General features: G+C 64.1%; 25 protein-coding genes. 15 read left to right on the forward strand and 10 right to left on the reverse strand.

Annotated elements, in window-relative coordinates; all coding sequences use genetic code 11:
- Window positions 1-65 precede the first annotated feature (65 nt).
- Both U1R88_RS06145 and U1R88_RS06150 read left to right on the forward strand, forming a co-directional pair.
- Entirely contained in the window at window positions 66-1,121 is a 1,056-nt protein-coding gene (locus U1R88_RS06145; protein ID WP_322430426.1) for a hypothetical protein, read from the forward strand.
- Window positions 1,122-1,340: 219 nt separating this feature from the next.
- On the forward strand, window positions 1,341-2,162 hold the full coding sequence (locus tag U1R88_RS06150; RefSeq protein ID WP_068295842.1) for a DeoR/GlpR family DNA-binding transcription regulator: 822 nt from the start codon (window positions 1,341-1,343) through the stop codon (window positions 2,160-2,162).
- A gap of 57 nt (window positions 2,163-2,219) precedes the next feature.
- Here U1R88_RS06150 and U1R88_RS06155 read toward each other — a convergent pair whose 3' ends face one another.
- Window positions 2,220-3,155 carry a LysR family transcriptional regulator gene (locus U1R88_RS06155; RefSeq protein WP_068295840.1) on the reverse strand — a complete coding sequence of 312 codons (936 nt, stop codon included), beginning with the start codon at window positions 3,153-3,155 and terminating at the stop codon, window positions 2,220-2,222.
- 95 nt (window positions 3,156-3,250) lie between these two features.
- Between U1R88_RS06155 and U1R88_RS06160 the strand changes: the two genes are divergently transcribed.
- The 3 genes from U1R88_RS06160 to U1R88_RS06170 all read left to right on the forward strand — a co-directional run bounded on the left by U1R88_RS06160 (window position 3,251) and on the right by U1R88_RS06170 (window position 4,729).
- Entirely contained in the window at window positions 3,251-3,439 is a 189-nt protein-coding gene (locus U1R88_RS06160) for a hypothetical protein (protein ID WP_322430427.1), read from the forward strand.
- Between the two features lie 45 nt (window positions 3,440-3,484).
- Window positions 3,485-3,895: a DoxX family protein gene (locus U1R88_RS06165; protein WP_322430428.1), complete on the forward strand. Its 411-nt coding sequence runs from the start codon at window positions 3,485-3,487 to the stop codon at window positions 3,893-3,895.
- A 234-nt stretch (window positions 3,896-4,129) separates the two neighbouring features.
- Window positions 4,130-4,729 (forward strand): nitroreductase family protein, encoded by a 600-nt coding sequence (locus U1R88_RS06170; protein WP_322430429.1) that lies wholly within the window; start codon window positions 4,130-4,132, stop codon window positions 4,727-4,729.
- Window positions 4,730-4,893: 164 nt separating this feature from the next.
- Here U1R88_RS06170 and U1R88_RS06175 read toward each other — a convergent pair whose 3' ends face one another.
- The 4 genes from U1R88_RS06175 to U1R88_RS06190 form a co-directional block, all read right to left on the reverse strand.
- Window positions 4,894-6,069 (reverse strand): CaiB/BaiF CoA transferase family protein, encoded by a 1,176-nt coding sequence (locus U1R88_RS06175; protein WP_322430430.1) that lies wholly within the window; start codon window positions 6,067-6,069, stop codon window positions 4,894-4,896.
- Between the two features lie 43 nt (window positions 6,070-6,112).
- Window positions 6,113-7,507, reverse strand: a complete 1,395-nt coding sequence (locus U1R88_RS06180; RefSeq protein ID WP_322430431.1) for an amidase — start codon at window positions 7,505-7,507, stop codon at window positions 6,113-6,115.
- 110 nt (window positions 7,508-7,617) lie between these two features.
- A complete protein-coding gene (locus U1R88_RS06185; RefSeq protein WP_322430432.1) occupies window positions 7,618-9,090 on the reverse strand; it encodes a cryptochrome/photolyase family protein in 1,473 nt (490 codons plus the stop codon).
- A gap of 29 nt (window positions 9,091-9,119) precedes the next feature.
- On the reverse strand, window positions 9,120-10,406 hold the full coding sequence (locus U1R88_RS06190) for a 3-phosphoshikimate 1-carboxyvinyltransferase (protein ID WP_322430433.1): 1,287 nt from the start codon (window positions 10,404-10,406) through the stop codon (window positions 9,120-9,122).
- A gap of 422 nt (window positions 10,407-10,828) precedes the next feature.
- On the opposite strand from U1R88_RS06190, the gene U1R88_RS06195 reads away from it, so the two are divergent.
- Window positions 10,829-12,067 (forward strand): TCR/Tet family MFS transporter, encoded by a 1,239-nt coding sequence (locus U1R88_RS06195; RefSeq protein WP_322430434.1) that lies wholly within the window; start codon window positions 10,829-10,831, stop codon window positions 12,065-12,067.
- A gap of 261 nt (window positions 12,068-12,328) precedes the next feature.
- Here the strand turns inward: U1R88_RS06195 and U1R88_RS06200 are convergent, their stop codons facing one another.
- On the reverse strand, window positions 12,329-13,072 hold the full coding sequence (locus U1R88_RS06200; RefSeq protein WP_322430435.1) for an alpha/beta fold hydrolase: 744 nt from the start codon (window positions 13,070-13,072) through the stop codon (window positions 12,329-12,331).
- A gap of 156 nt (window positions 13,073-13,228) precedes the next feature.
- Window positions 13,229-14,758, reverse strand: coding sequence for a UxaA family hydrolase (locus tag U1R88_RS06205; protein ID WP_322430436.1), 1,530 nt, complete (start codon window positions 14,756-14,758; stop codon window positions 13,229-13,231).
- A 160-nt stretch (window positions 14,759-14,918) separates the two neighbouring features.
- Here U1R88_RS06205 and U1R88_RS06210 point away from each other — a divergent pair, with 160 nt between their 5' ends.
- The gene (locus tag U1R88_RS06210) at window positions 14,919-15,635 is read left to right on the forward strand and encodes a GntR family transcriptional regulator (RefSeq protein WP_322430437.1); all 717 of its coding nucleotides are present in this window, start codon (window positions 14,919-14,921) and stop codon (window positions 15,633-15,635) included.
- An 11-nt stretch (window positions 15,636-15,646) separates the two neighbouring features.
- Window positions 15,647-16,699 (forward strand): aldo/keto reductase, encoded by a 1,053-nt coding sequence (locus tag U1R88_RS06215; protein ID WP_322430438.1) that lies wholly within the window; start codon window positions 15,647-15,649, stop codon window positions 16,697-16,699.
- Between the two features lie 142 nt (window positions 16,700-16,841).
- Here the strand turns inward: U1R88_RS06215 and U1R88_RS06220 are convergent, their stop codons facing one another.
- Entirely contained in the window at window positions 16,842-17,744 is a 903-nt protein-coding gene (locus U1R88_RS06220; protein WP_322430439.1) for an EamA family transporter, read from the reverse strand.
- Window positions 17,741-18,400, reverse strand: a complete 660-nt coding sequence (locus U1R88_RS06225) for a nitroreductase family protein (protein WP_322430440.1) — start codon at window positions 18,398-18,400, stop codon at window positions 17,741-17,743. The genes U1R88_RS06220 and U1R88_RS06225 overlap by 4 nt, the downstream gene beginning before the upstream one ends.
- Before the next feature lie 121 nt (window positions 18,401-18,521).
- On the opposite strand from U1R88_RS06225, the gene U1R88_RS06230 reads away from it, so the two are divergent.
- Window positions 18,522-19,493: a LysR family transcriptional regulator gene (locus U1R88_RS06230; protein ID WP_322430441.1), complete on the forward strand. Its 972-nt coding sequence runs from the start codon at window positions 18,522-18,524 to the stop codon at window positions 19,491-19,493.
- Between the two features lie 143 nt (window positions 19,494-19,636).
- The gene (locus tag U1R88_RS06235; RefSeq protein WP_322430442.1) at window positions 19,637-20,089 is read left to right on the forward strand and encodes a hypothetical protein; all 453 of its coding nucleotides are present in this window, start codon (window positions 19,637-19,639) and stop codon (window positions 20,087-20,089) included.
- Window positions 20,090-20,169: 80 nt separating this feature from the next.
- Here the strand turns inward: U1R88_RS06235 and U1R88_RS06240 are convergent, their stop codons facing one another.
- Complete coding sequence (locus U1R88_RS06240) at window positions 20,170-20,760, reverse strand: hydrolase (RefSeq protein WP_322430443.1); 591 nt, start codon at window positions 20,758-20,760, stop codon at window positions 20,170-20,172.
- Window positions 20,761-21,130: 370 nt separating this feature from the next.
- On the opposite strand from U1R88_RS06240, the gene U1R88_RS06245 reads away from it, so the two are divergent.
- The 5 genes from U1R88_RS06245 to U1R88_RS06265 all read left to right on the forward strand — a co-directional run bounded on the left by U1R88_RS06245 (window position 21,131) and on the right by U1R88_RS06265 (window position 25,353).
- Entirely contained in the window at window positions 21,131-21,901 is a 771-nt protein-coding gene (locus U1R88_RS06245) for a GNAT family N-acetyltransferase (RefSeq protein ID WP_322430444.1), read from the forward strand.
- A gap of 171 nt (window positions 21,902-22,072) precedes the next feature.
- Entirely contained in the window at window positions 22,073-22,375 is a 303-nt protein-coding gene (locus U1R88_RS06250) for a DUF2849 domain-containing protein (RefSeq protein ID WP_068289934.1), read from the forward strand.
- A complete protein-coding gene (locus tag U1R88_RS06255; RefSeq protein WP_322430445.1) occupies window positions 22,375-24,042 on the forward strand; it encodes a nitrite/sulfite reductase in 1,668 nt (555 codons plus the stop codon). The genes U1R88_RS06250 and U1R88_RS06255 overlap by 1 nt, the downstream gene beginning before the upstream one ends.
- Window positions 24,026-24,793 (forward strand): phosphoadenylyl-sulfate reductase, encoded by a 768-nt coding sequence (locus tag U1R88_RS06260; RefSeq protein WP_322430446.1) that lies wholly within the window; start codon window positions 24,026-24,028, stop codon window positions 24,791-24,793. The genes U1R88_RS06255 and U1R88_RS06260 overlap by 17 nt, the downstream gene beginning before the upstream one ends.
- Before the next feature lie 59 nt (window positions 24,794-24,852).
- Window positions 24,853-25,353, forward strand: coding sequence for a DUF934 domain-containing protein (locus tag U1R88_RS06265; RefSeq protein WP_068289930.1), 501 nt, complete (start codon window positions 24,853-24,855; stop codon window positions 25,351-25,353).
- Window positions 25,354-25,356: the final 3 nt, after the last annotated feature.

A 25,356-nucleotide genomic window follows, 5' to 3' on the forward strand; every position in this document is an offset into this window, starting at 1 on the left:
AATGAATGCGACTCGCCGCAGCGAGGAAGCGGCGGCATTCATCGCCAGTCCAAGGAGCATGTGCGATGGCCTACCCCCAAACCCGACTCGACCAGAAACTGCGCAATATCCGAGCGGGCAACTACAAGCGTTCCGACTTCATCATCGCCGATGCCAAGGACGGCGACATGGGCTCGGGCCTCGCGGCAACCGGCTTTGCGCGCAGCGCCGATGGCGGCCAGGGCCGCGTGCGTACGCGCGCCGAATTCATCGACCAGATCCAGACCATCGTCGAGCAGGACATCGTCGATATCATGCTGGTGTCGGCCTCCAATCTCGAACTGCTGCATGAGCGCGGCGTCTTCCGCAATTCGGCGGTCAAGCCCGCCATCCGCGCCAACGACACCACCGATTGCTGGGGCGGCGTGCGTCACCAGGCCTACACCAAGCATCCCTCCCGTCATTTCCGGACCGCCAACATCTCGCGCGCCATGTACGGGACCAACGAGCCCGCCATCGGCGCGCCGGTGAGAGGGACCGACCTCGGCCTCTATTCGGTGACCTTCCTCAACGACATCGATCATGACTATGAGGCGCTCGACGCCTTCGCCGCCTTCCGCGAAGAGGCCGCCGACAACGATTTCAAGTATTTCTTCGAAGTCTTCAATCCCAATGTGGATTGCGGCCTCGACCGGGCCCAGATCGGCGAGTACATCAATGACAGCATCCTGCGCTGCCTCGCCGGCGTGACCAAGGCGGATCGCCCCGAATTCCTCAAGATCGTTTATAACGGGCCGAAGGCGCTCGAAGAACTGTCGAGCTTCGATCCCGATCTGGTGGTCGGCGTGCTCGGCGGCGGCGCCGGTACCACCCGCGACACCTTCGAACTGCTCCACCAGGCCGAGAAGTATGGCGGCCGTGTCGCCCTGTTCGGCCGCAAGATCAACCTGGCCGAAGATCCGCTTGCGCTGCTGGTGCTGATGCGCCAGGTCGCCGACGGCACCATCGCACCGGACGAAGCCGTCAAGGCCTATCATGGCGAACTCTCCAAGAGCGGCCTCAAGGCCAAGCGCAGCCTGGACGATGATCTGGCGATCACCGAGGACGTGCTCAAGCCGGCAGCCCTGAAGAAGGTCGCCTGACGATCTTCCCCATTCGGCCTGCCAAGTCGATCTGGCAGGCCGGCCGGCAAGGCGGATCCCGTCGATCCGCCTTTTGTCCATCTGGGAAGCAACGCGCTTCGATGGCAGAATCTGCAAGATTGTGCCTAAGTCCGGCCTGTATCGTCGGTCAGCGCCGAGGTGGTCCATCCGCCCCGGGGCCGTATCGATGATCCACACGCCCAAAGGAGCCCGCTTTATATGGAAGCCCCCACCAAACGCGTCGAGATCATCCCCGCCAAGCGGCGGGCGCTCATTCTGGAGCATCTGCGCATCAACGGGGCGGCCTCCATCCAGGAACTGGCCGACTCGATCGGCGGCTCGCAATCGACCATCCGCCGCGACCTCGAACATCTGATGGAGGGCGGCTATCTCGAGCGCACCCATGGTGGCGCCCTGCTGGTGCCGCCCTTGCAGGCAACGTTCGAACGTGAATCCCAGATCAACGCGCATATGCAGCGCGCCCAGAAGATTGCCATCGGCGCCGAAGCGGCCCTGCGCATCAACAATCGCGAGAGCGTGATCTTCGAGGCGAGTTCCACCGTGATGGAAGTGGTACGGGCCGCGGCTCTGCGCGATCTTTCCCTCACCGTTGTCACCAACAGCCTGGAGATTGCCCAGGTCAGTTCCGACGTGCCGAGCTGGCGGGTGATCATGCCGGGCGGCACCATCCGGCCCGGCGGCTGGCGCTCGCTCTGGGGCGAGCCGGGCGAGAGCTTTTTCAACACCGTGCATGCCGATGTCTGCGTCACCGGCGCCTATGCCGTCAGCGGCAATGTCCTCACCGATGCCGCGCTCGAGGTCGCTTCGCTCAAGCGCAAGATGATCCAGTCATCCCGTCGCACCATCGTGGTGGTCGACAGTTCAAAATTCTCGGCACCGTCCTTCTCGACCTTCTGCGAGCTCTCCGCCATCGACGAACTGATCACCGATGACGGCATCAAGCCCGAATATCTGGACGCGCTGAACAACTATGGCACCAAGGTCACGGTCGTGCCGATGAAGGGTGCGGCACAGCGATAGGCCGTCTTCATCCGCGCTCTTGGTGCCCCGTAAGCCTGGCCGGCTTCCTGGCGGCGCCTATGCCGCGCTGCGCGCAGCGGCGAGTGCCTCGCCGGTCTCGTCCAGCGCCGCCTTCAGCCTGGCAAGCAGCCAGCTCGCAGCGGGGCCGAGGGCGGTGTCCGTGCGCCGGATGCTCTGCAGGGGATAGAGATTGCGGTCCCAGCCCGTCATGGCCAGGCGCACCAGCCGGCCCGCTGCGATATCGTCGTTCACCATGTCCTCCGGCATGCTGCCCCAGCCTATACCGGAGCGGAGCAGCATGAACTTGGCGCCGAGATCGGCAATGCGCCAGGTCTTCGAGCTGACCACGCCGAATTCCTGTCCTTCGGTGAATTTGGAGCGATCGGTGAGGACGAGTTGGACATGCTCTTGCGCCCTGACATCGGCCTCCTCGCTGCCAAGCCCGGCCAGAGGATGGGAGGGAGAGGCCACCGGAATCAAGCGGATCGAGCCGATGCCGCGCCGCTCGATGCCGATGATGTCCCGCGAGAGCGGCCCGCCGACGCCGAGATCGGCGATACCATCGAGCACATGCTGGGTGACGGCGCCCAGTGCCTCGACATGCAGGCGTAGCGACACGGTGGGGAACTCCGCCTGGAAGGCGTTGAGCACCCGCACCAGGGCACAAGGCGGCAACATGACATCGACCGTCAGCGTGACCTCGGCCTCCAGCCCCGAGGTCAACCCCTTGGCCTTGGCGATCAGGCTGCCGATGCCGCGCGCCACGACGCGTGCCTCGGCCAGCATAGCCTTGCCCCCTTCGGTGAGCTGGGGCTTGCGGGTGGACTGGCGATCGAAGAGCTCCAGGCCAAGCTGGGCTTCCAGATTGGCGATGGTGTAGCTGACGACGGAGGTGGCTCGCCCGAGCTGGCGGGCCGCGCCGGCAAAGCTGCCGGCCTCGACGATGGCAAGGAAGACCTGGAGCTGGTCAAGCGTGGGGCGCGGATCAGACATATCAACCTTCTCGAACCTAATTGTCTATATTATCCATATTTTCTTGAACATCAATCTCTGAGATAAAAGCGGCAAGTTCAGATGAGGTGCTCGCCATGTTCATCGCCACCCTGTTCGATCGCATCCTCGGCCGAAAAGCCAACCCAGCCTTGGCGGCTCTGCTGCTCAAGGAGCAGGCCCAACCGCTGCCGAGAATCCATGTCGTGGCCCTCGCCCCCTCGGGTGCCACGGATGCGTTGGCCAAGGCGCTGGAAAGCGCGCACTTCACCGACATCAAGGCCTGAGCGGACAAAGCCGCTCGTCGCCCTCAAACAAAAAGAGAAACTGTCATGTCCTCAGACGTTCGCTACACCCCCTTGCTCGGCCGCATCCTGATTGCGGCGATCTTTCTTCTCAGCGGCTTCGGCAAGCTGACGGCGCCCGCCGCCACTGCCGGCTATATTGCGGCCGCTGGCCTGCCGCTGCCTTATCTCGGCGTCATCATCGCCATCCTGGTCGAACTCGTCGGCGGCATCCTGCTGATCCTCGGTTACCAGACCCGCCTCGTCGCCCTCGCCATGGCGGTGTTCTCCGTCGCCGCCGCCGCATTCTTCCACAACAACCTGGGCGACCAGAACCAGTTCATCCACTTCTTCAAGAACATCGCCATGGCAGGCGGCCTGCTCCAGGTGGTGGCCTTCGGCGCCGGCAGCCTCAGCGTCGACGCCGCTCTCAACCGGAAAAACGTTGCGACCGCCTGAGGAGGAAGGCCGGGCCAGCCCGGCCTTGCGTCGCCAACTGCCAGACGGATCGAAAAGATCCGTCTGGCCTTTTGGCAAAACCGACCGAAGCGCTACGACATCTCAACCTTTTCGCATCTAACCATCGAAATTATCCAGATTTCCATCCCGTCACATTCGAGGCATGGAGGACTGCGATAAAAGTGCCGCAAGCGACGGCCCTCCTCGACGTCACACAGATAGAGAAGACCCCTCATGTCCAAGACCTTTATCGATCATATCAAGACCCGCCGCACGCAATATGCCCTGGGCAAGACGCTGCCCAAGAGCGAGGAAGAGATCAGCAGATTGATCCAGGACGTGATCAAGCATGTGCCTTCCTCCTTCAATTCGCAGAGTTCGCGTGCCGTGATCCTGTTCGGCAAGCAGAGCGACAAGTTCTGGCACCTGACCAAGGAAATCCTGCGCAAGATCGTGCCGGCCGACAGCTTCGCCTCGACCGAGGCCAAGATGGATTCCTTCGCCGCCGGCGCCGGTACCGTGCTGTTCTTCGAGGACCAGGACGTGGTGAAGAGCCTGCAGGATAAATTCCCGCTCTATGCCGACAACTTCCCGATCTGGTCCGAGCAGTCCGGCGGCATGGCCCAGTTCGCCGTGTGGACGGCGCTGGCCGAGCATGGCATCGGCGCCAGCCTGCAGCATTACGCGCCGCTGGTCGACGAGGCCGTGCAGAAGGAATGGCATGTGCCGAAGTCCTGGAAGCTGCGCGCCCAGATGCCCTTCGGCTCCAATGAGCAGCCCTTCCCCGAGAAGAGCTTCATGAACGACAATGACCGCTTCAAGGTCTACGCTTGAAGACACGAACAAGGGCCGGAAGTAATTTCGGTCGATGACATGAAGGAAGGCCGCCGCATGGCGGCCTTTTTTCTGGGATCGCAGGCGTCCCCGCCTGCTCTTGGCAGCGTTCCTTCTATGGAAAAAAGAGGCAGGCGAGGACGCCTGCGATCCAAGGAGGGGCGCTACGCCTTCGGCAGGTCCGGGCTCGCCGTCCGCGCCACCATCGGCTCACCGTCGATCAGGATGGGCGTGCGCACGGAGGGGATGGAGCCGCCCTTCACGCCCGGATGCGGCAGGTCGACGATCATGCCGCGATGGGTGGCCTGGACATCGTGCAGGGCGTCGGCGACCGAATTGATCGGTCCGGCCGGCACGCCGACCTTTTCCAGGGACGCCAGCAGATCCGCCCTGGTCCGCCGCCTGGTCAATCCGGCGATCAGGGCCGCCAGGGCGTCTCGGTTGCGCACCCGGTCCTTGTTGGTGAGGTAGTCGGGATGCGCGGAGAGGTCCTGGATGTTGAGCACGCCGCAAAGCTTGACGAACTGGCTGTCATTGCCGCAGGCGATGATGATGTGCCCGTCGCTGACGGGAAACACCTGATAGGGCACGATGTTGGGATGGGCATTGCCCATGCGCGTCGGGCTCTTGCCGGAGGCGAGATAGTTCATCGCCTGGTTGGCGAGTACCGAGAGCTGCACGTCGAACAGCGACATGTCGACATGCCCGCCCAGTCCCGTCATCTCGCGCCGCCGCAGGGCCGCCTGCACGCCGACCACGGCATAGACCCCGGTGAAGACGTCCGCAAAGGCGACGCCGATCTTCTGTGGTTCGCCCTGGGGATCGCCGGTAAGGTCCATGATGCCGCCCATGCCCTGGATCATGAAGTCATAGCCTGCCCTGGAGGCATATGGACCGTCCTGTCCAAATCCCGTGACCGAGCACGTCACCAGGCGCGGATTGATCGCCTTCAGGCTTTCATGGTCGAGGCCGTATTTCTTGAGGCCGCCGACCTTGAAATTCTCGAGCACGACATCGGCCTCGCGCACGAGCGCGCGCACCTGGTCGGCCCCTTCGGCCGTCTCGAAATTGAGTGCAACCGAGCGCTTTCCCCGGTTGCAGGAATGGAAATAGGCAGCGCCAAGATTCTCGCCATCCTCCGTGGTGATGAAGGGCGGTCCCCAGGTGCGGGTGTCGTCGCCCTGCCCCGGCCGTTCGACCTTGATGACCTCGGCGCCGAGATCAGCCAGCAGTTGTCCGGCCCAGGGCCCCGCCAGGATACGGGCGAGTTCGAGCACGCGCACGCCATAGAGCGGCTTGGGCGGATTGTGGGCGGGAAGATCTGACAGGGGAGTCCACATGATGGCTTGCTGGGCTTTCTTGAAAGATGTGTTCTGGAGCGCGTCAGGCGGCGGACGGGAAAGCGGGAGGCCTGAGCCTTTCGACCCATTTGGCCAGGGCCAGCACGCCGCGATCGTCATGGCGATGGCCGACGATCTGCACGCCGGCCGGCATGCCGCTGGCGCCGAGACCCATCGGCACGGAAATGACGGGGCATGAACTGGTCAGGTTGAAATGGCCGGTCATGTCGACCGACTTGAAACGGCCGTCGGGCAGGATTTCGTCACGCTCGCGCCGGGCAGGATCGGCAAAGGGCGCGGTCGTGCAGGTGGTGGGGCACAGCAGGGCATCGTAGCCCTTGAGCACATCGGCAAAAGCCCGCCACAGGGCGGTACGCCGGTGCTCAATGGCGCGCAGCTTGACCGCATCAAGCTTGCGGCCAGCCTCGATCAGCGCGACCACGTTCGGGTCGAGGTCGCCGCGATGCTGTTCGAGGAGATGGCCGACATCGCCCGCAAAGCAATAGGCCCACAGATCCTCCCAATCGAGCACCGACTGCACGCTGAATGGGGTCTTCACCCAGGTGATCTCTGCGCCAGCCTTGGCAAGATCGTCGACGAGCCGGTGGAACAGGTCGGCGACCTCGTCGGAGATCGCATGGGTATCGAGATCGAGCGAAACGGCAAGACGCGGCCGGGCCGGCGCCGATGCGACGGGGAAAGCCGGAGGCAGAGCCGGCAGCGACAGGGCATCCGCATCGTCGGGTCCCTCGCTGACGGCAAGGAACAGGGCCGCGTCGTCGACACAGCGCGCCAGCGGCCCGAAATGAGCAAGCGTGTCATATTGCGTGCGCAGGATGTCCATCGGGATACGGCCGAAGCTCGGCTTCAGCCCGACCACGCCGCAGAGCGAAGCGGGAATGCGCACAGAACCGCCCATGTCGGTGCCTTCGGCCAGCATCACGCAACCGGCAGCGACCGCCGCCCCCGAACCGCCGGACGAGCCGCCTGTACTGAATTCGGTATTCCAGGGATTGCGGGTGATGCCCCACAGGGGGCTCTGGGTATTGCCGGAATAGGCGAATTCCGGCGTGGTGGTATGACCGACGATCACGGCGCCGGCCGCCTTCAGCCGGCGCACGATTACCGGATCGTGCTCGGCGACATGGTCGCGGAAGACCTTTGAGCCGAAGGTCGTCAGCTTGCCGGCGATCGGGGTGAAATCCTTGATGCCGATCGGCACGCCGCATAAGGCCAGTCCTGCCCGCTCGGCAAGAGGCAACGCGTCGATGCGGGCGGCCTGCTCGCGGGCCTCTTCGGCATAGATCTCGGTGAAGCAATTGATCCGCGGCTGCGCCAGGGTCGACCGCGCCAGGCTCGCTTCGACGGCTTCAAGCGCGGAAGCCTTGCCGTTCCTGATCGCCTCGGCCAGTGCGACCGCGCTGTTCAACTCCGCCATGGCTCCCCCTCCTTCAGACTCAGCGGCCTCAACCTAGCGGCAGAACCGTTGCCGCGGTAGGGGCTGCGACGTCGCTGCAGATCCTGGTTCAGGCCTCGGCCATACAAGCTTTAGCTGCGCAGCGAGCGCCATGCCGCCAGCGCCCTTTCGCGAGCGACCTTGTGATCGACGATCGGAAGAGGATAGGCCCTGCCGAGGCGGATGCCGGCCGCATCGAGCTGCGTGGATGAGGCCGTCCAGGGCCGATGAATGACGGAAGCGGGCAGCCGAGCAAGTTCAGGCACCCACCTCTTCACGAAGACACCGTCGGGATCGAACTTCTCGCCCTGGGTCACCGGATTGAAGATGCGGAAATAGGGTGCGGCATCGGCACCCGAGCCGGTGACCCATTGCCAGCTCGCCGGATTATTGGCCGGATCGGCATCGGCCAGGGTTTCCCAGAACCAGCGCTCCCCCTCCCGCCAATCGATCAGCAGATGCTTGACCAGGAAGGAGGCCACGATCATGCGGGCGCGGTTGTGCATCCATCCCGTTGCCCACAACTGGCGCATGGCCGCGTCGACGACCGGATAGCCCGTCATGCCCTGCTTCCAGGCGACGAGATTCTGATGGTCTCCACGCCAGGGCATCGCGTCGAAATCCGGCTGCAGGTTATGCTCATGCAAGGGCGGGCAGTGATAAAGCAGGGAATAGGAAAACTCGCGCCAGCCGAGTTCCGAGCGGAACTTCTCGACATCGCGGTCTCCGGCCGTCATGCCGCCATGCTGCCGCCCCGAGAGGGCATGCCAAAGTTGCCGCACGGATACATTGCCGGCGTGCAGGTAGGGGGAAAGCCGCGACGTGGTCGGCCCGTCGAGACGATCGCGATTGTCGGCATAGCCGGCGAGATCCTCGTCGAGGAAATCCTGGAGGCAGGCAAGGCCCGCCTCCTCCCCGCGTGTCCAGTTGGCGCGCATCGCCGCCGCCCAATCGGGACGCTGGGGATCGGGTTCGAGACCGAATGGATAGGCCAGGTGCTGCTCAATTTCTTGCGGAAGCGGTGCAAAGCTGAGTTCGGCGGGTGCCGGCAAGGGCGGCTCGACGGCGCCCTGCTGGAAAGCCCGCCAAAAGGCTCCGAAGACGCGATAGGGCGCACCTGATTGGGATGAAATCGTCCAGGGTTCCCGCAGGAGCGAGCCATTGAAGCTATGCGCCTCGATGCCGCGATCCCGCAGCCTCGCCTTGATCCCCGTGTCGATATCCCGGCCGACCGGATCATAGCGCCTGTTCCAGTAGACGGCGCCGGCCGAGATCCTGTCTACGACCGTATTCAGGACGTCCTCGGCTGCGCCGGCAAGCACATGCAGCCGCCCGCCTCTTTCGCGCAAGGCGGCATCGAGCGCCGCGAGGGAGCCGTGCAGCCACCACAGCGCCGCGCCCTCCGGTTGGCGCCGCCCTGCACCAGCGGGTTCATGGATATAAAGGCAGAGGACGGGAGCGCCGGCCTGGCAGGCGGCATGCAAAGCGGGATTGTCGCGCAGGCGCAGATCGTCGCGAAACCAGACGATGCCGGGTTTGACCACGGGGGAAGCCATTGCCGCCATGCCTCTGCCCCCCGCCTGTCAGCCCGCTTTCACGCGCGGCTTTCTTCCATCTGCACCCCGAGCGAGGCCAGCGCCTGCCAGTAATCGGGATAGGTCTTGGCGACACAGCCGGGGTCCTGGATCGAAATGCCGTGGATCTTCAACCCCGCCAGGGCAAAGCTCATGGCGATGCGATGGTCGGCATAGCTGTCGATCGAAGCCGGCAGGGTCTGGCCTGCGAGGCCTGGATCCGAAGCAACGATCAGATCGTCGCCCTCCTCGCGGGCGAGACCGGGACGGATGCGGGTCAGGCCGTCGGCCAGCGCCGCCACCCGGTCGCATTCCTTGACGCGCAGATTGGCGATGCCGGTGAAGCGCACCGGCGTCTGGTTGAAGGCAGCCAGGACGGCCAGCGTCGGCACCGCATCCTGCATCTGGGAACCGTCGATCACCGGCGGCAGATGCGGAAAGGCTGCGATCAGGGCATGGGCCTTGGCGTCCGGCTGGGTAAAGGCTTCGGCGGGTACGCCGAGGTCGATGGCGCCCCCCGTCAGCACCTCAGCGGCCCACAGATAGGTCGCGGCGGAGGCGTCCGGCTCGATCAGATAGTCGGTGGCGCGATAGCCCGTCGGCGCCACGCGCCAGGTCCGGGCATCAGGCCGCTCGATCTCGGCCCCGAAGGCGCGCATTGTGGCCAGCGTCAGATCGATATAGCCACGGGCACCGATCTCCTCGCCCTCCTTGCCCCCCGCCAGGACGATGTCGACTGATTCCTTGCCGCAGGCGGCCGCCATCAGCAAGGCGGAGACATATTGGCTCGACAGGCCCGCATCGATCTCGACGCGCCCTGCCCCGAAACTGCCCTTGCCATGCACGGTGACCGGCGGGCACCCCGTCGGCGCTTCGGCTGCGATGCCAAGCGTCCCGAGCGCTGCAACCAGCGGCGCGATCGGGCGCTTGCGCATATGGGCATCGCCATCCACCACGACGTCCCCCTCGACCAGGGCCGCGGCGGCGGCCAGGAATCGGGTGGCCGTTCCGGCATTGCCGAGGAAGACCGGCGCTGCCGGTTTTGCCAGGCGGCCGGAACTGATGACGGTGAAGCTGGTCGCATCGGGCTCCTCGACGGTGACCCCCATGGCCTGCAACGCCACGGCCATGTAGCGGGTATCGTCACTCTTGAGCGCCCCGGTCAGCCGGCTGGTTCCCTTGGCCAGCGCCGCCACCAGCAGGGCCCGGTTGGTGATCGACTTGGAGCCCGGCGGCACCACGCGCCCCCGCAGCGGGTGATCCGGCGGAACCACCGTGGTCAGATCTCCGCTCCAATCCGTCGACATCCTCTATTCCTTCACATTCCAAGAGCAAAGCGCGTTTAAATGGAAACGTCTCTTTGCTCTAGATCTTTGTTTCCAAGCCAATCTGACAGATTGGCCAGCGCGTCTTTGCGATTCTTGGCGATTCCGCCAAATCACAAAACGCTCTTGCCTCGCCGCAGCGGCCAGACAGACGCAATCGCGCCCTCTCTACGATTGTTGCGCGATTGCGCCAAGTAAGAACCAATCCCACGGGCTCCAGCCTTGTCGATTGCGCGGTTCGCCCACCGGCAGGTAGAAGGACAGCCCTGACATGGTCGGGTTCTTGCCGGTTCCGCGATACGGCGGGGCAGCCCAGCACGACAGTTGCGTTTCGGTTTGCCTGTGTCTTCGGCCGTCGCGACAAGCGCAACCCAACTGCAGCTTTCGCTGAGATAGGCGTCATCATGAGCGAAGCCAAGACGATTGAAAGCCGGAGCAGTCCTCACGCCCTCACTTTCGTGCTGATCACCGTGCTGATCGACATGATCGGCCTCGGCATCATCATTCCCGTGCTGCCGCGCTTGATCGAAGGCGTCGCTCATGTCGATATCGCCCGGGCCTCGGTGATCGGCGGCTGGCTGTTCGTGGCCTATTCGGCCATGCAGTTCCTGTTCGGCCCGATCCTCGGCAATCTCTCCGATGCGCATGGACGCAGACCGATCCTGCTGCTCTCGATCGGCGGCCTCGGCATCGACTATCTGCTCACCGCCTTCGCGCCGACCATCGCCTGGCTCTTCCTGGGACGGCTGATCGCGGGCATTTGCGGGGCTTCCTACAGCGCGGCCAATGCCTTCATCGCGGATATCACCAAGCCTGAGGATCGCGCCAAGGCCTTCGGCATGATCGGCGCGGCCTTCGGCGTCGGCTTCGCGCTGGGTCCGGCACTGGGAGGCCTGCTCGCCGGGCTGGGCCCGCGCGCGCCCTTCTTCGCTGCCGCGGCGCTGTCGATCGCCAATCTCGTCTATGGCTATTTCGTATTGCCGGAGACATTGCCGCCCGCAAAGCGCCGCCCCTTTGTTTTGTCCCGCGCCAACCCGCTCGGCACGCTGATCGCTTTTCGCCACCATCCCTTCCTGCTCGGCGCCGGGTTGGTGCTTTTCCTGCATTTCCTGGCCAACAATGTCTACCCGGCCATCTGGGCCTACTACACGATCTACCGCTATGGCTGGAGCGAGTTCGATGTCGGCCTGTCGCTGGCGGCCTTCGGCGTGATCACCGGCATCGTGCAGGGCGGCCTGGTCGGCGCCATCATCCGGCTCCTCGGCGAATGGCGGACCGCTGCCATCTGTCTGGCGCTCGAGGCGATCGTGCTGGTTGCCTATGGGCTAGCCAGCAAGGGCTGGATGATCTACGCACTGCTCGGCTTTTCCAGCCTCGCCGGCATCGCCATGCCTGCCATCAATGCGATGATGTCGCATCAGGTCGACGACGATGCGCAGGGTGAGTTGCAGGGCGCGATTTCCGGCCTGATGGGCATCACCGCCATTCTGAGCCCGGCCATGGCGACCCAGCTTTTCGGCCTGTTCGCCGGCAAGGAAGCGGCGCTCGAACTGCCCGGCGCGCCCTTCTTCGCCGCGGCGATCATCGCGGCGCTTGCCCTGATGGCTTTCCTCGCGGTGCCGGAGAAGCGGCGGGCGTCTTAGCGCGATAGTCGCAATTAGGCAGGGACATCGACTTGCGTCATTGCGAGCGCAGCGAAGCAATCCAGGAGCCATGAGCGATAGGTTTTACTAAGACTGGATTGCTTCGCTGCGCTCGCAATGACAGAGGAAACGTTATCGCAATTGTCATTACGACTATTGCTTAAAGCAAAATGCGTCCGGGCCTGAAAGGCTATTTACTTTAACTATTTGATTCGACGCGTCTCTGCGATTCGAGGCAACTTCGTCCAATCGCAAGACGCTCTAACCCTCCGGCCTGAGCCAAGCCCTGACGGCTCGCGCCCCCTCCGGCGCGTGTTCGTAGACGACGCTGTTGTGGTTGCCCGCGGTCCAGATCATCTCGATGCCATGGCGCTCGGCGAAGACCTTCATATGGCGCCCGCGAATGTCGTCGCGGCCGCACCACATCAGCACCGGCGCCTGGCCGGACAGCAAGGCATCCGCCAGGCCGTCCATTTCGGCGAGCGCATCCCAGCTCGCATGCAGGCCAGGCTCGTCGGCGGGAGTCACCCAGGAAACCAGATGCGGCACGAAGGCCCGCGCCAGTTCGAAGGCCTGCTCGAAATGCAATGGCCCCTCGAAACCCGGCGGAAAAGCCGCCGAGACGCCCTTTACCGGGTCCCAGCCACCGAGCGTCAGGGATTGCAGGCGATCGGGGCAGTACTTCGCCATGCCGGCTGCGGTCCACGCTCCCATCGAATGGCCGATGACGTCGGCGCGCTCGATGCCGAGGGCGTCCATCACGGCCACCACTTTGCGAGCCTGGTCCTCCAGACCGTAGGCGGCCGGATCCGCCGGCTTGTCGCTCTGGCCATGGCCGAGCGCATCCACCAGCACCACCGTGTGATCGGCCAGGAACGCTTCGGCGAAGCCACCATCGAGCCAGCATCGGGAACTCAGCAAATGCCCATGCAGCAATATGACGGCCGGACCCGCACCGACTGTCTGATAATGGGTGCGATGACCGTTGTGGGCGATGAAGGGCATGGCGGATGTCTCAAAGCAGAATAGGGCTCTGCATTTGTCATAGCCGGGCTTGACCCGCCTATCCAGAAGCCGCCCGTGCAACCCGAAGATCCAAGCTCGATTGCCGGGTCAAGCCCGGCAATGACAAGTGGCGTACAATCCGGGCCGATCCCGAAACTACATCGTGGCGCCGACCTGCCAGGGCACGAACTCGTTGGAGCCGTAGCCGAGTTCCTCCGACTTGGACTTTGCGCCCGAGGCAACGGCCAGGATCTTGTCGAAGATCTCCTTGCCCTTCTCTTCGATCGAGACGCCCTCCAGCACGTCGCCGCAATTGATGTCCATGTCGTCCTGCATGCGGCGATAGATGTCGGAATTGGTGGCGAGCTTGATCGAGGGCGTCGGCTTGCAGCCATAGGCCGAGCCACGGCCGGTGGTGAAGCACAGGACGTTGGCGCCACCGGCGACCTGCCCGGTGGCCGAGACCGGATCGTAGCCGGGTGTGTCCATGAAGACGAAGCCCTTCTCCTTCACCGGCTCGGCATATTCATAGACGGCCGTCAGCGTCGTCGTGCCGCCCTTGGCAGCAGCGCCGAGCGACTTTTCCAGAATGGTGGTCAGGCCGCCGGCCTTGTTGCCGGGGGACGGGTTGTTGTCCATCGAGCCGTTGTTCTTGGCCGTATACTCTTCCCACCACTTGATACGCTCGACCAGCTTCTCGCCGACTTCGCGGCTGGCGGCGCGGCGGGTGAGCAGGTGCTCGGCGCCGTAGATTTCCGGCGTTTCCGACAGGATGGCCGTGCCGCCATGGTGCACCAGCATATCGGCGGCAGCGCCAAGGGCGGGATTGGCTGAAATGCCGGAATAGCCGTCGGAACCGCCGCATTGCAGCGCCAGGATCAGCTCGGAAGCGGGGATCGTCTCGCGCCTGGCCTGGTTGGCGAGCGGCAGCATCGCCTTGATACGCTCCATGCCCTGCTCGATGGTCTTGCGCGTGCCGCCGGTATCCTGGATCGTCATGGTCTGAAAATGGTCGCCCTCGACGATGCCGTATTCGCTCTTCATCCGGCCGATCTGGAAGACCTCGCAGCCCAGTCCCACCAGCAGCACGGCTGCGATGTTGGGGTTGGAGGCATAGCCCCATTGCGTGCGCTTCATGATCTCGAAGCCCTCGCCCTTGTCGGCCATGCCGCAGCCGGTGCCATGCACGAAGGGCACAACGCCGTCGATGTTGGGATAGTCGGCCAGCATGCCGGACTGGTTGAAGGCATCCGCCATGAAGCGGGCCACCGAAGCCGAGCAGTTCACGCTGGTGAGGATGGCGACATAATTGCGCGTGCCCGCCTTGCCGTTCGGGCGGCGATAGCCCTGGAAGGTCGCTTGGCTGTCGAGCGGCAGGATGGCTTCCTGCCGCGCGTCCTGCGCAAAGGCATAGTCGCGCTCGAAGGCATGGAACTCGCAATTATGCGAATGGACGTGGGAACCCGGCACGATCGCCTGCGAGGCGAAGCCGATGATCTGGCCGAACTTGACGATGGGCTCGCCCTCGCCGATCGGCGCGACGGCGATCTTGTGCCCCTTGGGCACGCGCTGCAGCGCCGCCACGCCCTCGACCTCCGCCCCGGGCTCGATCACGTCGATGGCGACGAGCACATTGTCCCTGGCATTGAGGCGCAAGGTCCGGGCGGTTTTGGGAACGATCTGCATGACGACATCCAGTTGAAAAGGAGCTGTAGCGTTTTGCGATTTGACGGAGTCACCAAGAATCGCAAAGACGCGTCGAAACAAAGAGCTAGAGAAAAAGTGCGGTTCGGAGAAACCGCGCTTTGCTCTAGGCAAAGCCAACGGGCATTGCTAACATGTTAGCATGTCAGACGTTGCGGTCAAAGCCTCTTATGCCTTCCTCGAGCCGCTCGGCCTCACGGGCCGCGGCGGCACGACGGAGCGCGTCCTGGCCGTCTTGAGGGAAGCCATCATCGGCTTCGAGCTCGCGCCGGGCGAGGACATCGACAAATCAGCCCTCTGCGAAAGGCTGGGCGTATCGCGTTTTCCCGTCTCCGAGGCCCTGGCCCGCCTGCAGGGCGAGGGCCTGGTGGAGATCCTGCCGCAGCGCGGCACCCGCGTGTCGCGTATCCGCCTCGCCGAAGTGCGCCAGAGCATGTTCATCCGCCGCGCGCTGGAATCGCAGGCGGTTCGCAGCCTGGCCCTTGACCACGATGACAGGCTCCTGCCGACGCTCGAGCGCAATCTGCGCTATCAGCAGGCGGCGGCCGAGGCCGGCGACCGTCGCGGCTTTCACCTGCTCGACCTCGAATTCCATCTCACTCTGCTCGACGCCCTCGGCTTCGCCCGCGTCAAGGCAGCCGTCGAGGCGGCCCGCGCCAATCTCGATCGCGTCCGCCGCCTGCTCTCCTCGCCCCGGCACATAGCCCTCACTTTGGTCGATCACCAGGCCATCGTCACGGCCCTGCGGGCCGGTGACGCCGATGCCGCGGCCAGCGCCATGGAGGCGCATCTCGATTCCGTCATCACGGAACTGGTGGCCTTAGCCGCCGGAAACCCCACCTTGTTCGAAGATCTGTGAAGAGAGAGGCCATGACCAACAAATCGCCCGACAGCAAATTCGCCATCCGCAAGCATACCAGCCGTTCCGGTGCGGTAATCCCCTTCACCGAGCTCGGCTTCGGCACCGCTCCGCTCGGCAATCTCTACCGCGCTCTCGACGAGGACGTCGCCGCCCTCACCGTCAACGCGGCCTGGGACGCCGGCATCCGCTATTTCGACACTGCGCCGCTCTACGGGCTCGGCCTCGCCGAGACGCGCCTCAATCCCCTGCTGCGCCGGCGCAAGCGCGAGGACTACGTGCTCTCCACCAAGATCGGGCGCCTGCTCAAGGTCGTACCGCCGGATCAGCGTACCGGCATCGGCAAGTTCTTCGACACCCCGTCACGCCGAGAGGTCTACGACTATTCCTATGACGGGGTGATGCGCTCAGTGGAATTCTCGCTCGAGCGCCTCGGCATCGACACCATCGACGTGCTGCTCGCCCATGATGTCGACATCTTCACCCATGGCTCGAAGGAGGCTTCCGACCAGCGCATCAAGGAACTGATGGAGGGTGGCTATCGCGCGCTCGAGCAGTTGCGCAGCGAGGGCACCGTCAAGGCGATCGGTGCCGGCATCAATGAATGGCAGGTGGCCGAGACCCTGGCGCGAGCCGGCGATTTCGACGTCTTCCTGCTCGCCGGCCGCTATACCCTGCTAGAACAGGACGCCCTCACCAGCTTCCTGCCCTATTGCGCGGAGAAGAAGATCGGCATCGTGCTGGGCGGCCCCTACAATTCCGGCATCCTGGCGACGGGCCCGCGCCCCGGTGCATTCTACAATTACGATCCGGCGCCCCCCGCGATCCTCGACCGCGTCGCCCGGATCGAGCAGGTCTGCGCCTCCCATCACGTCAAGCTGGTCGAGGCCGCATTGAAATTCCCGCTCGGCCATCCCCAAGTGGTTTCCGTCATTCCCGGCGGCCAGTCGCCCCAGGAAGTCACCCGCAATGCCGAGATCATGGGTGCCAAGATCCCGGCGGGACTCTGGGACGACCTCAAGGCCGAGGGCCTGCTGCGCGAGGATGCGCCGGTTCCGACCTGACCGGGGAGGTCATCCCGTGCGCGATGCAGCATGAAATGCTGCTTCGCAGACACGGGACCGCTCACCAAATCCGGTACTATGACGCGGTCCCGCATCTGCATCGCATCACTTCGTGCTGCAATGCGTGCGGGATGACCTTTCCCTACTTCCCAGCTCCGGCCTGGACCTTCTGGCTCAGCCAAACACTGCCGATCACCACCGCCATGCCAAGAAGCTGCAGCAGGGTGAGCAACTGGCCGAGCAGGCCCCAGCCCAGCACGACGGCGGTCAGAGGACTGAGGAAACTCAGGGAAGCCACGGCCGAAGGGCCCAGCCTGGCGATGCCACGAAACCAGAGCATATAGGTCAGCGCTGCGCCGATCAGAGTGAGATAGGCAAAGCCGGCCATATTCTGCAGGCTGAGCGCCGGCAAAGGCGGCTCGAGCCAGAACGCCACCGGTATCAGAAGAACGCCGCCCGCCGTCAGTTGCCAGGCCGTGAAGGTCAGGGTCGAGACCGGCGGTTGCCAGCGCCGGCTCATCACCGTGCCCAGCGCCAGGGAGACCGCCCCGGCGAGGCCCGCAAGGATGCCGACGGGATCCAGCACCACGCTCCTGGGAGCGATCAGCAGCAGGGCGACACCGGCGAGGCCCGCCAGCGCCGCCGCGATCGCCGCCAGCCGCACCGGCGTGCCCAGCACGGCGCGGGTCAGGAAGATTACGATCAGGGGCTGGATGGCGCCGATGGTGGCCGCCACGCCGCCGGGCAGCCGATAGGCCGCGATGAACAGCATGGTCAGGAAGAAGGCGATATTCAGGGCACCCAGGAGCACGACGCGCCACCACCACTGTCCCGTCGGCAATTGCCGGACCAGCGCCAGCAGCAGCAGGCCGGCGGGGAGCGCCCTCAGCATCGCCACGGTGATGGGATAGCCCTGAGGCAGAAGCTGCGTGGTGACGATATAGGTGCTGCCCCACACGGTTGGCGCGATCGCCGTAAGCAGCACGTCGAAAGAGCGGCCATAGCCCATGATACCGCCCGGGGAGGCCTGACTGAGACTGCTCATGACAGCACCATCACCTCTTCCAGGGGTCGCCTCGGCTTCTGGCGCCAGTTGCCGTCAGCCGCCCGGCCGACGGCGACCAGCATCACCGGAATCTCGTACGGGTGGAGGCTGAATTCTTTCCTGACCGCCTCGGCGTCGAAGCCCGTCATCGGTCCGGAGGCAAGGCCGAAAGCGGACGCCGCCAGGATCAGCGTGGCCGCTGCGAGGCTGGCGGAGCGGATCGCCTCGTCGCGCTCGGCCTGGGCGTTGCCCGCGAACTGCCGGCGCACAGCTTCTACCCAGCCTTCCGCCATGCCGGCCGGCATCAGGCCCGCCTCGACCGACGGACGCAGCCTCGCGTCAAGATCGACGCTGCCCGCCGAGGTGCCGCAGACGATGAAGGTAACGGCCGCCTCGCTTACCTTGGCCTGGCCATAGGCGGCTTCACGCAGGCGTGCCTTGGCTTGCGCCTCGCGCACCGCGATGAAACGCCAGTTCTGCAGATTGTAGGCGGACGGAGCCAGCGTCGCCAGCCTGACCAGTTCGCCGATCTCCAACTCGGACAGGACATGCGAAGGATCGAAATGATTGGCCGAAACCCGGTTCTCGATCGTCGATTTCCAATGAGCCTCGATCATCGAGGCCTCGGCAACGGGGATCTGGGCAAGAATGGTCATGGCGTACCTGCATCATGAAACGGAATCGCATGCCGCGATCGATGCAGTGAATTTATGCCTCCACCATCAAGTGATAATATGCCATCAGATTATGATATTCACGACCAATGGTATTCAATCGATGGACCAGTTGACGGCTTTCAAGGCTTTTCGCCAGGCGGTCGAGCGTGGCAGCTTCGCCGAGGCGGCTCGCGCCCTCGGGCTGTCGCCGGCGGCGATCAGCAAGAATGTCGGCGAGCTCGAGGCCCATCTTTCCGTACGCCTGTTCAACCGCACCACCCGCCGCATGAGCCTCACCGAGGCGGGTTCGCTCTATTATGAGCGCGTGCGCCAGATTCTCGACGATATCGACGATGCCGGTGCTTCCATCGGTGCGCTCATGCTGGCACCGACCGGGCTGCTGCGTGTCAGCGCCCCCATGACCATGGCGCTCCGCCATCTCACGCCTGCCCTGCCGGCCTTCCTCGATGCCAATCCTGGCCTGTCGCTGGACCTCAACATGGACGACCGCCGGATAGACATCATCAGGGAAGGCTATGACGTCGCCATTCGTGGCAGCGACATCCTGGAGGATTCCAGCCTGGTCGCCCGCAAGTTGATGGCCGTTCCCCATATCGTCTGCGCAGCTCCGTCCTATTTCGCGCGGGCGGGCCTGCCTTCCGTCCCGGACGATCTGCGCCAGCATAATTGCGTGCAATTCAGCCTGTCAGGTCACGTCAATCATTGGACCTTCGCCAGGAACGGGGAAACCGTCGGCGTGCCGATCAAGGGACGCTACAAGGTGACATCGAGCGTTGCGGTGCGCGAGGCGCTGCTGGCCGGCTTCGGTCTCAGTCTCATTCCCCGCACCTATGTGGAAGACGACCTGCGCAGCGGCCGCCTGCAGCAGGCTCTGGCTGACTGGTCCGGGGTGGAGACGGCGATCTTCGCCATCTATCCGTCGAAGCGCCACCTCGTACCGAAGGTTCGGGTGTTCCTTGATTTTATCGTCGAGCGGTTTTCCCGCCCGGCTCTTCTCGATATTGTGGGAGGCGGGACGGCCGGGCCCGAGATAAAGATATCGCGCCCATCAAACGCGACACCGCATCAATGACGACAAGACCGCCTGCCCTGCTCCTGCTCGGCACCTCCCATGTCGGCAAATCGACCTGTGCCGCTCGCATCGGCGGAGCAATCGGATGGTCCGTGACGTCAACTGACCAGTTGGGACGCCATCCGGGTCGTCCCTGGACCGGCGTGCCGGATCCGGTCACGGAATTCTACCTGCGCCTGACAGACGACGCCATTCACTGGTTTCTCCTGGTCCACCACGAGAATATGCGGCCGATCATCCAGGCCAGGATAAAGGCCCTGCGCGAGGCAGGCGGCGGCTTCATCCTGGAAGGAGCAGCCCTCCGGCCGGACTATCTTCCCGACTGGGAAATTGGCGACACCTTGGCCATCTGTCTTCACATCGAGCCACGGGCCCTGCGGGAACGCATCGAACGAGAAAGCCGCTACATTCAGCGAGAAGAGCGGACCAAAACCGCCATCGACAAGTTCGCGGAACGGTCCGTTCGCGAGAACGATGCCTTCATCGAATCAGCAATCCGGCACGACATCCCCTTGATGGACGTCACCGATCCGAACACCGCCGATCGGCTGACCGAGGAGCTGATATCCCGTCTCGCTGGCGGATCAGAACTATGATCGAGCGGAACGAGGCGCTCGCATCGGCTTTCAGGGTCCGAGACAACCGCCAGGGAGCGAGGTCGCACGATCAGGCGCCCTCAATCCTTCATGGCTTCCTTAAGGGCATCGATGATCACCGCGCTCGACCGGATGCGGGCGACGCGCGGCAGGACATGATCGATCGAGAAACGATGCATCTCCGCCGTCATGCTGCTGGTGGCGTCCTCCACCACGATCGCGGCATAGTTGTTGGCAAAGGCATCGCGTGCCGTCGCCTCGACGCCGAAATTGGTGGCGATGCCGGTGATAATGACGGTATCGATGCCGCGGCGACGCAATTGCAGATCCAGTTCCGTGCCGTGAAAAGCACTCCATTGGCGCTTGGTGATCACCACATCGGCCTTTGACGGGTTGATCCTCTCATCGAAGGCGACCGCCTCCGCAGGCATTTTGTCCTCTGGCAGGATGAGGGGCGCATCCACGGGAACCTTCACCACATCGCCATAACCATCGGAAAAAGCCACGCGCACCAGGATCACCGTACCGCCCGCCTTGCGCAGCGCCTTGCCGATGCGCAGGGACCGCTCGATGACATCCCCACCCGAATGCGGCGCCACCGGCCGGCCCACGATCCAATTCTGCAGATCGATCATCACGAGGGCGGTATGGCGGGGGTCCAGACGCAACATGGCAAGCTCCGATAAACGTCAATGCGCTGGAGCAAAGCGCGTTCACGACTGAACGCTCGTCTGCCCCAGTTCCTTGTTTCCAAGCCGATCCAACGGATTGGCTGGAGCGTCTTTGCGATTCCAGGCGAGTTCGTTCAAGCGCCAGACGCTCCAGGGCGTGTCGTGGGTCCATGGTCTGGCTATGATCCATGACCCACGACACGCCTTGGGTAGCCAGCCTTGTAGGGGCAGCTTGCCGCAAAGCTCAAGTCGACCAACCGGTCAAGCCTGGGCTACAAAAGGATAAGTGGTCCGGCATCGAGAGACGCGCCTCACCGGCGCCCTACGCGCGGACGATCAAGGATTCAACGAGCAGGCAGTGCATACAACCATGGCAGACAACAAGGACGTGCTGGCGCGGCGGGTGGAAGAGGCATGCCTGAACGGCTGGCCAGCCTTGAAGACGATATGGCTCGACGGCTGGCTGCTGCGCTTCTCCCACGGACATACCAGGCGGGCCAACTCAATCAGTCTCCTCTGCCCCGGCTTGCGACAGCCGGGAGACCAGATTCGCTCAGCCGAAGCACTTTACACCCATCACGGCCTGCCAACCATTTTTCGCCTGTCTAATGTTTCGTCGCAGGATATCGGGAGTGCTTTAGACGAGGCAGGATATGGCCCGGGCGAGGATGAGACTTGCGTGCTCTATCGCGACCTCGCTGCCGCACCGCCCCACGGCGAGCACGGCACGGCCTTCGTGCGACCCGGCCTTGACGATACCTGGTTCGGGGCTCATGCCCGCCTTCAGAAGTTCTCCGATGCGACCGCCGCCCATGCTCGCGCTCTGTTCGGCGCGGTGGCCGTGCCGACCGGATATGCCATGTCGCCGGCCCATGACGGCAGCCCCGCGGCGCTGGCCTTTGGCGCGGTGCATGACGGCATCGTCTGCATCAACGCGGTGGCGACCGATCCCGCCTTCAGGCGCCAGGGCCATGCCTACAATGCCGTCAGCGCCCTGCTCGCCTGGGCTCGCGACGATCAGAGTGCGAACGGGGCCTGCCTGCCCGTGGTGGCCGGCAACGATGCCGGCCGGTCTCTCTACCGCTCGCTCGCCTTTTCTACAGAAATCAGCCGTTATTCCTATCGCCGCAAGGTTGCATGACCGCCGATCAGCGTTGCCCAGGATGCATGCCTTTTTAGCCATCACATTGATCGATATATCGAATTTCTTTAGTCGCCGTAAATTACATTATTTTTTTGTATTGAAATCTATTTGACAAATTGCGCGCGAGAACCGATATCGTGGACGAATTCCAAAAAGGGGTTTTTCGTCATGCCGCTCGCTATCACAGCCAACCGCCTCAAGGATGGGCGTGTGGTGTTCCGCACCCCCAATGGCAACTGGTCGCTCGACGTGGCCGACAGCGCCATCGAACCCGATCAGGCCACTGCCAATGCAATCCTTGCCAGCGTCACCGCCGCTGCCAATGAGCAGGACGTGGTCGAGATCTATGCCGTCGAGCTCGATGTCAGCGGCGAGAAGCCCCGTCCCGCCAAGCTGCGCGAGGCCATCCGCGCGCTCGGGCCGACCATCGCCTATCTGCCCAAGACCGAACTCGCCGAGGCTGCCGAATAATGGGTGCCCTCTACCGTTATGACGAGTTCGACCACGCCTTCGTGAACGCGCGGGTCGCCGAGTTCCGCGACCAGGTGCAGCGCCGCATCAAGGGCGACATCACCGAGGAGGAGTTCAAATCCCTTCGGCTGATGAACGGCGTCTATCTCCAGCTGCATGCCTATATGCTGCGGATCGCGGTGCCCTATGGCACGTTGTCCTCCAAGCAATTGCGCACCCTCGCGACCATCGGCCGCCGCTGGGACCGTCATTACGGCCATTTCACCACCCGCCAGAACCTGCAGTTCAACTGGATCGCCCTCAAGGACGTGCCGGACGTGCTGCAGGCCCTCGCCGATGTCGAGATGCATGCCATCCAGACCTCCGGCAATTGCATGCGCAACGTCACGGCCGACCATTTTGCCGGCGCCGCCGCCGATGAGGTCGCCGATCCGCGCGTCTATGCCGAGATCATGCGCCAGTGGTCGACGGCCCATCCGGAGCTGTCCTATCTGCCGCGTAAGTTCAAGGTCGCCATCACCGGCGCCGAGGAAGACCGGGCTGCGGTCAAGGTCCACGACATCGGCTACCAGATCGTGCGCAGCGAAGCCGGCGAGATTGGCTTCCGTGTGTTCGTCGGCGGCGGCCAGGGCCGCACCCCCATGGTCGGCAAGGCCTTGCGCGATTTCCTGCCCGAAGCGGATCTCCTCACCTATACCGAGGCGATCATGCGCGTGTACAACCTCGAGGGCCGCCGCGACAACAAGTACAAGGCGCGTATCAAGATCCTGGTGCACGAAAAGGGCCTCGACCCGATCCGTGAGGAAGTCGAAGCCGAGTTCGCGCGCATCAAGGACGGTGCCCTCAAGCTGACGCCGGATTCGGTAGCAGCGATGCAGCAGTATTTCGTCGCCGGCCCGTTCGAGACCATCGGCGAGACACCGGTCTTCGACAAGGCCAAGGCGAAGGATGCCGATTTCGCGCATTGGGTGTCCGTGAACGTCCATGCCCACAAGCAGTCGGGCTACGGCATCGCCACCATCTCGCTCAAGCCGATCGGCGGCATTCCGGGCGACGCCTCCTCCGACCAGATGGACCTGGTGGCTGATCTCGCCGACCGCTATTCGCTCAGCGAGATCCGCATCAGCCATCTGCAGAATCTCGTGCTGCCGCATGTGAAGCTCGACGACCTGCCGGCGCTGTTCGCGGTGCTGCAGGACGCGGGCCTCGCCACCGCCAATGAGGGGCTGATCACCGACATCATCGCCTGCCCGGGCCTCGACTATTGCTCGCTCGCCAATGCCCGCGCCATTCCGATCGCGCAGGGCCTGTCCGAGCGTTTCGGCTCGCCCGCACGCCAGGCGGAGATCGGCAGCCTGCCGATCAAGATCTCGGGCTGCATCAATGCCTGCGGCCACCATCACGTCGCGGCGATCGGCATTCTCGGCGTCGACCGCAAGGGCGTGGAAAACTACCAGATCACGTTGGGCGGTTCGGCCCGCGAGGATTGTTCGATCGGTGAGCTCGTCGGCCCCGGCTTCGGCGCCGATGGTATCGTCGACGCGGTCGAGAAGGTGGTGGACACCTATCTGGACCTGCGTCTCTCCCCACAGGAAACATTCCTGGAGGCGGTGCGCCGTGTCGGCCTGCCGCCCTTCAAGGAGGCACTCTATGGACAGCGTGCTTGATTTTTCGGACGCTCCGATGAACGTCGGCTTGGCCAGCCCAGCCATCGATCCGGAAGCGCAGGCGCTCGCTTTGGCGGCGCAGTATCACAACGCCGATGCGCAGACCGTGCTGCGCGCGGCGCTGTCGCTCTACAAGGGTGGCATCGCCCTCGTCTCGAGCTTCGGCGCCGAATCGGCTGCCCTCCTCCACATGGTGGCGGAGATCGATCGCGCCACGCCGGTGATCTTCCTCGACACCGGCCGGCTGTTCAGCCAGACCCTGCTCTATCGCAACGAACTCGCCCGCCGGCTCGGCCTTACCGATCTGCGCACGGCCTCGCCGCGCCAGGTGCTGGTGCAGCAGGAAGACCCGGACCGGCTGCTGGCCTATAGCAATCCCGATATGTGCTGCTGGATCCGCAAGGTCGACCCGCTCGACACTGCGCTGGAGCCTTTCTCGGCCTGGATCACCGGGCGCAAGCGCCACCAGGCTTCGACCCGCGCCGCCCTGCTGCCTTTCGAGGCGGATGCCGGGCGCATCAAGGTCAACCCGCTCGCGGACTGGACCACCAAGGACGTGGCGGACTATCTCGAACGCTATGACTTGCCGCCTCATCCCCTGGTGGCGGACGGCTATCCTTCGATCGGCTGCATGCCGTGCACCAGCCGCGTCGCCGAAGGCGAGGATGCCCGCGCCGGACGTTGGCGCGGCAAGTCCAAGGTCGAGTGCGGCATTCATGTTTCGCCTGAAAAGGCCGGAAGTGGTATCTAAGAGATAGCTTCCATACCGTTGAGAAGCCTGCGCTTTGCGTAGGGATTTAGGAGACGCGCGTGCCCCTCTGGAAGAACGGCCAATTCGAGGCTGACATCTATAAGCTGGCCGGCGACGAAGAGGCCCTGCCGGACGGGGCCGTCATCGTCTCGCTGAAGCGCTTCCTGGCCGAGAAGGACAGCCTTGCCACCCGCAACGCCCCGGTCGGGGTGGTGCTGCAGCCGGCCGACGACATCGAGCTGCTGGCCGACGCCCTGCCGAGCCTGCCGCTGCTGGCCCTCGCCTTCCCCAAATTCGGCGACGGCCGGGCCTTCTCCCTGGCGCGCATTGCCCGGGAACGCTACGGCTTCGCCGGCGAGCTCAGGGCCGTCGGCGACATCCTGTTCGATCGCATCGCCTATATGATCCGCTGCGGCTTCGACGCCCTCGACATCAGCAACGCCCCGACGGTCGCCGCGCTGGAAGCCGGCAAGGTGCCGATCTCGCACACGCGCTACCAGCCGACCGGCGGTGATGGGACAAAGCCCGACAAGCTCAAGCCCTGGCGGCGGCTGGGATAGCAC

Origin of the sequence: Labrys sedimenti (assembly GCF_034424805.1) — a bacterium.
Classification (GTDB): Bacteria; Pseudomonadota; Alphaproteobacteria; order Rhizobiales; family Labraceae; genus Labrys; species Labrys sedimenti.

What these genes read in the sequence shown, in the direction of transcription:
- U1R88_RS06145 (WP_322430426.1), top strand. Translation starts at nt 66, where the DNA reads ATGGCCTACCCCCAAACCCGACTCGACCAGAAACTGCGCAATATCCGA.
- U1R88_RS06195 (WP_322430434.1), top strand. Translation starts at nt 10,829, where the DNA reads ATGAGCGAAGCCAAGACGATTGAAAGCCGGAGCAGTCCTCACGCCCTC.
- U1R88_RS06255 (WP_322430445.1), top strand. Translation starts at nt 22,375, where the DNA reads ATGGGTGCCCTCTACCGTTATGACGAGTTCGACCACGCCTTCGTGAAC.
- U1R88_RS06245 (WP_322430444.1), top strand. Translation starts at nt 21,131, where the DNA reads ATGGCAGACAACAAGGACGTGCTGGCGCGGCGGGTGGAAGAGGCATGC.
- U1R88_RS06190 (WP_322430433.1), bottom strand. Translation starts at nt 10,406, where the DNA reads ATGTCGACGGATTGGAGCGGAGATCTGACCACGGTGGTTCCGCCGGAT.
- U1R88_RS06205 (WP_322430436.1), bottom strand. Translation starts at nt 14,758, where the DNA reads ATGCAGATCGTTCCCAAAACCGCCCGGACCTTGCGCCTCAATGCCAGG.
- U1R88_RS06200 (WP_322430435.1), bottom strand. Translation starts at nt 13,072, where the DNA reads ATGCCCTTCATCGCCCACAACGGTCATCGCACCCATTATCAGACAGTC.
- U1R88_RS06225 (WP_322430440.1), bottom strand. Translation starts at nt 18,400, where the DNA reads ATGACCATTCTTGCCCAGATCCCCGTTGCCGAGGCCTCGATGATCGAG.
- U1R88_RS06175 (WP_322430430.1), bottom strand. Translation starts at nt 6,069, where the DNA reads ATGTGGACTCCCCTGTCAGATCTTCCCGCCCACAATCCGCCCAAGCCG.
- U1R88_RS06240 (WP_322430443.1), bottom strand. Translation starts at nt 20,760, where the DNA reads ATGTTGCGTCTGGACCCCCGCCATACCGCCCTCGTGATGATCGATCTG.
- U1R88_RS06215 (WP_322430438.1), top strand. Translation starts at nt 15,647, where the DNA reads ATGACCAACAAATCGCCCGACAGCAAATTCGCCATCCGCAAGCATACC.
- U1R88_RS06250 (WP_068289934.1), top strand. Translation starts at nt 22,073, where the DNA reads ATGCCGCTCGCTATCACAGCCAACCGCCTCAAGGATGGGCGTGTGGTG.
- U1R88_RS06230 (WP_322430441.1), top strand. Translation starts at nt 18,522, where the DNA reads ATGGACCAGTTGACGGCTTTCAAGGCTTTTCGCCAGGCGGTCGAGCGT.
- U1R88_RS06180 (WP_322430431.1), bottom strand. Translation starts at nt 7,507, where the DNA reads ATGGCGGAGTTGAACAGCGCGGTCGCACTGGCCGAGGCGATCAGGAAC.
- U1R88_RS06160 (WP_322430427.1), top strand. Translation starts at nt 3,251, where the DNA reads ATGTTCATCGCCACCCTGTTCGATCGCATCCTCGGCCGAAAAGCCAAC.
- U1R88_RS06210 (WP_322430437.1), top strand. Translation starts at nt 14,919, where the DNA reads ATGTCAGACGTTGCGGTCAAAGCCTCTTATGCCTTCCTCGAGCCGCTC.
- U1R88_RS06220 (WP_322430439.1), bottom strand. Translation starts at nt 17,744, where the DNA reads ATGAGCAGTCTCAGTCAGGCCTCCCCGGGCGGTATCATGGGCTATGGC.
- U1R88_RS06260 (WP_322430446.1), top strand. Translation starts at nt 24,026, where the DNA reads ATGGACAGCGTGCTTGATTTTTCGGACGCTCCGATGAACGTCGGCTTG.
- U1R88_RS06150 (WP_068295842.1), top strand. Translation starts at nt 1,341, where the DNA reads ATGGAAGCCCCCACCAAACGCGTCGAGATCATCCCCGCCAAGCGGCGG.
- U1R88_RS06170 (WP_322430429.1), top strand. Translation starts at nt 4,130, where the DNA reads ATGTCCAAGACCTTTATCGATCATATCAAGACCCGCCGCACGCAATAT.
- U1R88_RS06165 (WP_322430428.1), top strand. Translation starts at nt 3,485, where the DNA reads ATGTCCTCAGACGTTCGCTACACCCCCTTGCTCGGCCGCATCCTGATT.
- U1R88_RS06185 (WP_322430432.1), bottom strand. Translation starts at nt 9,090, where the DNA reads ATGGCGGCAATGGCTTCCCCCGTGGTCAAACCCGGCATCGTCTGGTTT.
- U1R88_RS06155 (WP_068295840.1), bottom strand. Translation starts at nt 3,155, where the DNA reads ATGTCTGATCCGCGCCCCACGCTTGACCAGCTCCAGGTCTTCCTTGCC.